The sequence below is a fragment of the Carboxylicivirga sp. genome (assembly GCF_982718395.1).
Genome location: NZ_CEXQWX010000204.1, coordinates 1 through 9,900 on the forward strand (window position 1 = coordinate 1; position 9,900 = coordinate 9,900).

Here is a 9,900-nt window from a genome sequence, read left to right on the forward strand (position 1 = left end):
ACTTGTTCTTGATTTTGTACAGCTTCTTTCTCTTTTTGACGATAGTAATATCTTGATTGCTTATAGGTTCCAGCTCGAGTTTTGCTGTAACCAGCTGTACTTCTTTCAGCTTCTTTCCATCCAACTTCAGGCTTGCCAATAGGCCAATCGTCCTCAGCGTCTGAGAACTCTTCTGCCCAATCGGTAATGTATGATGTGAAGTTGTATCGTTCGTCGTCAGAAGTATCAGGGTCAGGAGTAGGTATATCGTTGTTAGAAGTGGATTTATTGAGGGTATTACTGGTGTTAGGAACTTGAGATATAATTTTTGTTTTTTTATGCTTGGATAGAGGGAGTGTTAGCATGGCACGAATTCCACCAAATATAAGACCGAGAGTAAGAACTGGAATGAGCTGAATCGAATCCAGGTAATCGGCATTATTTAAAGTGAGGACTAGAACCACATCTTCAATAAACAATACAAGCCCTAAGCTGATTAATGATAAAGTTAAGATAAGGTATATAATAGTTCTGGAAAAAAGTCGTTTGTTATCTTCATCATCCATTCCTTTGAAATACACGTGGGTATAAGAATTCATAAAAGCGTTAACCACCACTAATTGAACAATATTCGAAATTTTAAAAGCCATTGTATAATTTCCAACATGCTTTAATGTGCCAAAGAAATTAATAATCAGTTTGTCACTTAATGATAAGACCAGGTTAACCATGTTAGATAATGCTAGTGGCAAACCAAAACTCATCATTTCTTTCAAGATATCTTTTCGATAGTGTAGTTCGATGTTTTTTCGAATAAATGGTATTAAAAGAATGAGCAGGCAAGAATAAGAAATCAGGAAAGCCAGAAATATGCCTGTAACTTCAAGTTTTAATATAGGTAGAAACACTGCTATACCGGATACAAACAATATTACCTGAAGAACCTGATAGTTGGTATGTTTAAGAGCTTTGTGTTGAATGCGCATCAATAATAAGAGCATATCAACCATGAGGCGGATAAACGTGCTAAGAATAAAAATACCCTTTAACTCAAAGTTGATTGGAGTTTGAAAGATGTATTCAGCAAGCACATGGAATATGGCAAATAAAATAATGGCTACCAAAAGGTTAATGAGTCCGTAGGTGCAGAAAGTTGTGAAGAATATTTGCTTTTGATGATCTTTATGCTTCGAGTCCCAATACCATCGCATTAAAGCGTTGTTTAACCCTAAGCCGGTTGATGCCTGTATTACTTGAAAAACTACTTCAAATAATGCAAATAATCCAAATAATTCAGCTGATAAAGATGAGGTGTATAAGGGTAGTAAAATCACCCCGGAGAACTTTCCAATAAAATTTGAAAGGCTGTATAATAATGTGTTCTTGGCTGTTGCTCTTACTTTTTCAAACATCTATTGATAGCGTTTTATGAACAAGGATAAAATCTTTTTAAAGATTTTCCGCAGCCCAAATGTATCTAATATTCCGGCAATAAGAATCTCAGCTTTCTGAAAAAGAAGAACTGCCCTTATATAGTTCTTGAAAATCAATTGATTGATCAGGTTATTGGTTGATAAGACGGGGCGTTTTGAATGGCTACGGTTTTGTTTGTAGTGCCTTCGGTATTCACGATATGAAAGGTGCAGAGGCTTATTAATTGCCCGGTTGGACCGAATAAAATCGGATATCATTTCTTTTTTTAGAAAGGAAACACCTTCGCCATTTTCACTGATTTGACAATAGATAAGCTGATCTTCTGATTCACTGTCCCAGATGTATATCAGTCCGGTGTAACAGTGCGCGGGATAGGGTTTCAGAAAAGTATTGCAATATTGCTGATGGGGCAATGAGAAATTCCCTAAACTATAAACAACAGGCGTTTCTTTGTTAACTTGAATTCCCTGATAACAATGGACATGCGATCCTATAATTAAATGGTATGAATCACTTAATTGCTCTGCATAATATTTTGAGGCAGGCTCAGGAAGTACTTCATATTCCTGATTCCAGTGTAGAAATAAAAAGTTATAACCGTCATTCGGTGTTGTTTCAAAATCTTTCAGTGGCCATGGTGCAACGCCTGCCTTGTTTTTGGCGGCAAAATGCTTTCTGTGAAAGTAATTCTGCATGGCACCGTAAAACCGGTAGCTCTGATTGTTGTATTGGATGCTTAAAGGCAGAGTGCTTTCATAGAGATTTCTGCCAGCACCAAAATAACCAATCTGATTTTGATCGAGCACCTCAAGGGTGTTGATCAAACCCTCTGAGCCAAAATCCATCAGGTGATTGTTGGCCAACGAAACTCCCTTTATTTTTAGTTCATGAAGTATCTGGCACGAATCACTAAGCTGATGCAAGCCCATGTCTCTGACAGGCCGATAATTATCTTTTACAAAAGGTGCCTCCAGGTTGGCAATATTAAAATCATTTTGCAGCAGCAACTTCCGCAGTTGATCATCTACGGTTAGTTTATTACTTAGGATCGTATCGCCTATAAAGCCAACCCTCATTTGTTTATCTGTTTAATTATCATTGATCAGATGGATTTTATCGAATCATTAAAATCGGTATGAAACTGCGAAAGTGCATAATAAAATCGTGAGTTTGTTTTAAAGAAATTACGATTAAACCATTGCCTGTCATTCATAATTTGTGGCAGATTTTTCGAATTGATAAACTCATCCCAATGAATGGTTTCATCAAAAACCAGGATATTACGCTTCAGGTTCAGATAATCCCTCAACTTCATGTAATATTCATTAATCAAACCACTTGTTTTGGGTATGATGGGGCGTCCGTTAACCGGAATCTGTCGCATGGCTTCCTGATCTTTAAAAATATACTTTGCTGCCGAATGACGATACAGTTCGGTATTTCGAAGAAATGAAAATGGCAGATTGGTATAAAAATCCATTAACCGGTAATCAAAATAAGGCAGTACTACCAGGGGCAATTGCTCGTGTTGCTCACTGATTACCGATCGGATGATGTAACGACGCTGACGCTCTTCCAAGTCCCAGCGAATAAACGCACTAATTAAGCCATCGCTGTCATCCAGAGTGGTCATTAATGAGTCAATTATTTGATCCCGGTATTCCGCATCGTTATGATAGAGGTGCTTACACAAAGGTGTGCTTTTGAAAAAAATAATGTAGCGGGCCACATCCTCTTTGCTTTTCCATAATTTCATTTTCGACTTTAAATGGCTGCCAGCCATAAAATCGCCCGAATGACCGGGTAAAATCGCTGCCGTCTCGTTTCTAAACCTGTTAGGATACCACAAGTCTTTTTCGCCAAAATAAGCAGTGGTAACCCGATAGGAGTGAGGTGCTTCGTTTATAAGCTGCCGATAGCCTGCATGATTAACGTTGAGTACATGATGACCCAGCGAATTGGCTAAACTTCGACTCACTTGCAATGCCGTTTCTATTTCCAGGTTATCAATACCACAACCAAAAGTCAGGTTCGTTTGGCTTAAACAATTGGTTTCGGCTGCAGCTGCAATCAAACGACTGTCGAGCCCGGCTGATAGCGGGATGTAACAATGCTGCCCGATGGATTTAATGCCATCGAATAGAATCTTAGTTCGTTCTTTCCAAAGTTGGGCAAATGCCTCGGAAGTTTCTTGAAAATCAGCCTTGCCGAAAGATAAATTGTATTGCCAGTAATTATCTTCCTGAATGGAATATTCAGGTTTATTGGTGTCAATACAGCTTACACAATGAGGTTTAAACTCGTTGATACCGTCAATAAGTGTTTTATCATCAAATACGTGTCCGAGGCCAATAAACTCAACCAGTGATTTTTGAGAATAGGCTGAATCCGATTTTAACAGTTTTCGATAATCATCCGAAATTGTGAGTCCGGATTTACTTTTCGAGTAAAATAATGGGTAAGTTCCCCATCTGTCCTGAACAACAATTACTTTCTGCTTTTGCTTGTCAACAATTACAATCTGGAAACACCCGCTAAAGTTTTTTACCTGATTCTTCAAAAATGCCTCTGACCAATTATTGATTACAAAATCTTGAATTTGCTCCCGCTGATAAAACTGGTTTTTGAAGATAAAATAACCCGCTGCTTTTACTAGCAGTTGATAGGTGCCATTTATATCGGAAGAAATAGTGTTGTTTTGGACTTGTATAATCATTATCGGTATTTGTGACGGTGTGATTTATAACAAACAAGCAAATATAACTATTGTCAATAACATAGGCTGATGCTAAATCCAGGGAAATAGCTTTTTAAAACCAGGTTGGACACCCTTTACTCAAATGAAAGCACTTTCGAGGTTTTAAATTTCGAGCATTACTTGTTATTAAAGAAGCTCGCTTTTGCAATAGATTAGTTTATGAATGATTCAATTTGTTATAATCTTTAATGTTAAGTACAAAACTAACTTCCCTGCCACCTTTGGGCTTCGTTCTTCCTTCGCTATGGCTTCGCAATGTCTTCGCTTGGCTCAATCTCTTAAAAAGCGTATAGTGACGATATTCTATTGTTCATAATAATGACTCCTCTAATAAAACCTTTTTCTGTTTCATAAACAACTAGTTGCTCATTTGTTAGTTTGTTGAATATTGTGCAATTGCACATGGTATAATGTGTTCGATTTTAATTTTATGCTTCAGATTGAGATAAGAAGTTGGTTAGTTTGGCAGGGTGTCCAAAAAGAAACATTTAAATCTACATTACTTACAGATTATTATTCCATCTCCTCCTAAAAATTTAGTTAGCTTTGCACAAGCTAGCTGTATGCTATGCACCTTGCATTTGATGATTAATAAAAAAGAAGGATGAGTAATTCGATCGAGCAGTTTTTATCGTTGGTTAATTCGGATGGCAAACATGGTTTTTACCAATTGTTTCCGCCGGCTTTGATTAATAAATACCAGCAGTTGAAAGATTTGCCATACGAGAGTGTGCGTTTAGATGATAAGCGATACGATTACTTTACCAGTAAGCTCAATTTTGAAGGTGCTAAGGTGGTCGATATTGGTGCGAATATTGGCTACTTTTCTTTTCGTTTAGCAACTGAAAAAGACAGTTCAGTTACCATGTTTGAACCCTATGGGGATCATTGCAGAGCCATTGATCAGATTAAAGAATTACTGGAATTGGATCAACAAGTTAGTGTCTTAAACAAGGGCATTACTTTGGATACCATCGATGAAATGCCAGAAACAGATATTTTGTTGTTCTTCAATGTGCTGCAACATGCCGGTGAAGATTATGATAAGATCCATGTTGCCAAAGTACAAGATTGGTATGCTTATGCAGTTGAGTATTTGAAGAGGGTCAGGTCGAAAACAAAGCACATGGTATTTCAAAATGGGTACTCTTGGCTTGGGCATAAAGAACCATTGTGTGATCCTAAAGATATACTGCCCTTTACCAAAAAGTTATTGGAAGATGCTGGCTGGGTAATTGAACATTGTGGTATGGTTACCAATTTCTCTCAACCTCAATATCAGGATGTTGATTATGAACTCACAACCAGTCCTTTGTCCTCAAAACTAAAATACTTTGAATACGGTATTCGGTACCGACTAGGAATGGAAGTGCCTAACCTAACTTTTATTCAGCGTCCGATATATATTTGCAAGAGTTAAGATTTTAGGATTTGTTTAACAAGTTCTTTGCAGTGATAGAGTAGGTCGAATACAAAGTATTTTATCGAATCCTTGCGCAGATACAAATCTTTGTATTTGAGTTTAGTTTTATAGGGAGCTTTAAAAATCTGATAATCTTGATTCGATTGGTGTTTCAGAATATAGCCATGAATAAACCCACTCAACCATAAATAACCAATGGGTTTGTTATTTGCATGATCAAATGACGGTAAACCAAAGCATGGGCTGACCATATCCACACCGTTATCAATACATATTTGTAATGGGCCCCAAAGGCGTGGATTACATTCAATAGCATAAAGCTTTTGTGTTTTCTTGCAGTGCTTTAGTTCAAACATCATAGGGCCATTCCAATTGAAGCTCTTAAAAATGGAATCGATTTTATCTTTTGTGGCTTTAGGTATTTCATATGGATGTGCCTTAATAATCGACTTTCCGTTAGGTTGCTGAATTCTGTTAAACTGCCCAAAGTGTTTGATGCATTTCCCATCTAGATAATAAGCGCAATAATAAATACTCGGACCAGAGATGTATTCCTGGAAAAAATGCCTGGATAAATCAAGATTCATAGCTTTAAAAGCTTTGTATTGCTTCGGACTATCAACCAACATCGGAACAGTTAATACGCCATCCGATTTTTCAAACGAGTCAGGTTTGACAACGAAACTGATTGAATCATCTTTTGGGAATGTATTCAACTCTTCTGGTAAATCGAGTTTGTAATTCTTGCATAATTTCGTGAATGATAGCTTGTTGGAAAGATGATGGTATCCCTCAGGATTGTTTAAACAAAAGTGTATTGATTTGGAAAGGTGCTTTCTCCCATTAAGAATTTGTCGGATATGCCATTCTCCAATTGGTAGAATTTCAAACGAACCATATGTTTGATGTAATTGATTTAAGAAGTCAATCAATCCCTCCGAGGAATACATTAAAAGAGGATAGGAACTATACTTTTTGAATAGAATACTTGTTAATTTTTCTGGAAAATCTTCATGAATACAGAAAAGTAGCCGGCAATGATGCTTACTTAGTATTCTTGCTGCGGTTAGGCTGGCTCTTCGGTTGGCATCTGCAAATATGAGTATTGTTTTATCTACCACGCTTCTATGTTGTTAATTACAACTAGATTAAATAATTCAAAATATTGAAGTCACTTTATCACCCTTGAGTGAATATCGGTTTTAGACAAAAGAAAGAATTTTTTAAGACTGGAAGAAGGAAAGATGAATAATTAAGTACCAATACCATAAAATACAAGAAGATTGCGGCTAATTATAGTAGTTAAATGAATGCCTGTTGTCAATTATAGATGCACGAATATTAATATTATAATAAAAGTGGCTGCCATGATTATTTCAGACAGCCAGTGTTTTGTTATTGGTTAGTATGGAAATATATCAGCTCTTCAATTTCTTTAAGAGTAAACATTTGTACCGCATTGGTTTTAATGTTATTAACATCAACACCGCCAGTAATGATGAAATTGTCACCAACTTTTGATCCCCTTGAGCCATATACTGCTCCTTTAAGGTTGGCATCTATGGTAATCCATTGGTTATTTTCAATTAAGAAGAGTTCAGTAATATCTATTTTATTGTTGTTTTTATCTAACCCACCTGTTATAATAATATTATTGCCTATTGTACCAATAGCAAAGTCAACACGGGAGTCACTAAAATTAGGATGGGTATTCCACTCCTGGGTTTCAATATTATAAGAGTAAGTGTTTAGATTATTTTCAGTTTTAGAGCCTTCTACTAAATAAATTGTGTTACCGATAATAGTACATTTAGTACCACGAATTACTTCGGGAATGGATTGTATCACTGTCCAAGTATTGGTATTAAAATCGAACTCTTCAATGGATAAAATTATATCATTACTTGAAATGTGGGCAAGCCCTCCAACTGCATATAGTTTATTATTAAATGAAAAAAGACCTAGTCCCCAACGACCATAATTCATTGAAGGTATATTGCTCCAGTTTCCTGTTTCTGGGTTAAAAACGTCAATTGTTTTAGACGCATCATGTGAGAATTGCTCAAAGCCACCAGCTAGATAGATTAAACCGTTTAGTTCAGTTGCTGCAGCGTGTACTCTTTTATTTGGCATGCTATTAAGGGTTGTCCATGAGTTAGTTGACGGGTCGTATTCTTCAACATAGTTAATGCCAAAACTACTTTGGTCTTCACCCCCAAAGACATAAAGTTTACCATCGCACTCACATGTAGCAACATATCTACGTCCATAATTCATTGATTCAGCGTAATCCCACTCTCCAGAAATCTTCTTGCTCATTAATGTATTTCCTGAAAAAAGATAGCCATCTGGGGCATTGGGGTCAAGACTAAGTATTCCACTTCCGGGAGGAAGATTATTCTTACCAGGTTTCCACTGGGTGCCATCATATACTAATACATCACCGATCATTGGTTCGACCTCAGAAACCCTTTCATTTTGAATTGTATTTGCATTCCATAAAGCTTCCTGATGCTTTGCACTAATCGTTTTGTTAATTATTTCAATACCTTCACCTGAAGTCAACTTTACGTCCGCATCTTTGGCGTATAAGGCATATGGAACACTACTGAAAGGTACAATACCAACTTCATCATAAATACCTGAACTTCCTACTGAAACCTCAATCTTAAGGAAATATGGGCCGGAAGACCAGTTGATTTCAGAAAAGTTATCGTTTGTTACTCCTGAACCAATTTTAAGATTAACAAGTCCATAATCATTTGTTTGGGTGGCATGTGTTTCAGTATAAATCGCATTTCCATCAGGAGAATCTTTAATTATTGTAGCTTTTAGTGATACATCCTGATTATTTACATAGCTACCATCGTTATTGCGAATAAGCGATTGGTAATTTATGTTTTCAGGAATGTCTTGTGCGTTCGTCAAAAGAGAACAGAGAGCAATAAGAAGAGTGAGGCTAATATTTTTCATGATAGTTTTTAAGTGTGTGTTATTGTTTGATTATAGTTTTTTTTAATCTTTCTTTTTTATTGGAGATTATTAATAGATAAGCACCGGCAGATAATGATGACGTATTAATCTGATCACTTTTAAGTGTATTGTTTAATACAATATCGCCATTTGTTCCAATAAGTTCTATCGTATAACCCTTAGATAAATCCAGTCCTTTGATGTTTAATTGATTGAAACAAGGATTGGGATATATTTCCAATGTAATGTTATCTTCTTCTATATCGGTAGGTACAGAAGATGTGTTAATTGGAATAAAGCCCTGATTTAAAAGTACGTTATCATTGCATATTTCCCCAATGATGGGTTCTCCGATACTAATCGTGTATTTATAGTTATCATTTTGGTGGCTTAAGCCAATTGCAGAGATTAATCTCTTTTCTTGAGCAATTACTGATAAACTCGTAAGCAGAAGAATTAGTGTTATGAGGTTTTTCATTTTGATTATTTTGATAATCAAAAATAGAAATTAAGACTGGAGAATTAGCAGAATCATAATTAGAATGATTCTAAAAAGCAAAATATAATGCTGGCATAAAATTTGAAGGTTTTCAGATAGAACTTTAACCCTATTTTTTATGAAAAAGTCGCATCCTAACCGATTGGTAAGTCTTATTAAATCACCCGATTTTCCACAAATCGTATTGTTGTATCAACTAATCATTTTGATAATAATTACATTAATACTAATATTCTAGCAACCCCCTTAACCAACAAATGCCGCCTTTGTCGTTAAACTTTCCATTCATAGATTCCCAATGACAGAGGTGGCGTTTATTATAATATGCCGTCAGATTGCATCCAGGCCTGCACATATTTTATTTCAGGGTAAGAGAATTTATATTTTAAATGCTCACGTATTTCCGATAAGCTGGTGCCCTCACAATCAGTAATTCCTTTTTTGATAGTATCGCGAGTTTCAAAGTCAACAAAGTCATTTAGTGTAAGAATATCCTCTTTGATACATTTCGCAATGTGTGATTCAATAGTGGTCTTAACTAAACCACGTTCTTTGGCAATCTCATCCAGATTATTCCCTTGTTTGTATAAAGCACATGTTACCAGGTGAGTGGCAACTTTGGGCGCTTTTGCAACTTTCTCTTTCTTGGTCTGCCGTGTCTTTTCTTCTGGTTGCTTATCTAATTGAGGTTTGGCAATATCTTCTTTGTTGACATCCAGTCCTTTTTGAGCTGATTCCAATAGAACTTTGGCTTTAAGCATATTTTGCAAAAGAGCATAATATTGTGCAGCTATATCTCTTAGTTCATTGAGGTATTGTTTTACGCCCTTTTGG

The 9,900-nt window shown here is 36.1% G+C and carries 8 protein-coding genes; 1 reads left to right on the plus strand and 7 read right to left on the minus strand.

Annotation, left to right across the window (positions count from 1 at the left end):
- The 3 genes from AC4MRQ_RS23015 to AC4MRQ_RS23025 form a co-directional block, all read right to left on the minus strand.
- On the minus strand, positions 1-1,391 hold a 1,391-nt coding region (locus tag AC4MRQ_RS23015), incomplete at its 3' end, for a lipopolysaccharide biosynthesis protein (protein WP_491200079.1).
- Entirely contained in the window at positions 1,392-2,489 is a 1,098-nt protein-coding gene (locus AC4MRQ_RS23020) for a CapA family protein (RefSeq protein ID WP_491200080.1), read from the minus strand.
- A 26-nt stretch (positions 2,490-2,515) separates the two neighbouring features.
- Positions 2,516-4,129, minus strand: coding sequence for an asparagine synthase-related protein (locus AC4MRQ_RS23025; protein ID WP_491200081.1), 1,614 nt, complete (start codon positions 4,127-4,129; stop codon positions 2,516-2,518).
- A gap of 646 nt (positions 4,130-4,775) precedes the next feature.
- On the opposite strand from AC4MRQ_RS23025, the gene AC4MRQ_RS23030 reads away from it, so the two are divergent.
- Positions 4,776-5,591 (plus strand): DUF1698 domain-containing protein, encoded by an 816-nt coding sequence (locus tag AC4MRQ_RS23030; protein ID WP_491200082.1) that lies wholly within the window; start codon positions 4,776-4,778, stop codon positions 5,589-5,591.
- Here the strand turns inward: AC4MRQ_RS23030 and AC4MRQ_RS23035 are convergent.
- The 4 genes from AC4MRQ_RS23035 to AC4MRQ_RS23050 all read right to left on the minus strand — a co-directional run.
- Positions 5,588-6,544, minus strand: a complete 957-nt coding sequence (locus tag AC4MRQ_RS23035; protein ID WP_491200083.1) for a hypothetical protein — start codon at positions 6,542-6,544, stop codon at positions 5,588-5,590. The two genes, AC4MRQ_RS23030 and AC4MRQ_RS23035, sit on opposite strands and share 4 nt — an antisense overlap.
- Before the next feature lie 445 nt (positions 6,545-6,989).
- Complete coding sequence (locus tag AC4MRQ_RS23040; RefSeq protein ID WP_491200084.1) at positions 6,990-8,567, minus strand: Kelch repeat-containing protein; 1,578 nt, start codon at positions 8,565-8,567, stop codon at positions 6,990-6,992.
- Between the two features lie 19 nt (positions 8,568-8,586).
- Complete coding sequence (locus AC4MRQ_RS23045; protein WP_491200085.1) at positions 8,587-9,045, minus strand: T9SS type A sorting domain-containing protein; 459 nt, start codon at positions 9,043-9,045, stop codon at positions 8,587-8,589.
- 338 nt (positions 9,046-9,383) lie between these two features.
- The coding region (locus AC4MRQ_RS23050; protein ID WP_491200086.1) for a helix-turn-helix domain-containing protein at positions 9,384-9,900 on the minus strand (517 nt) is incomplete at its 5' end.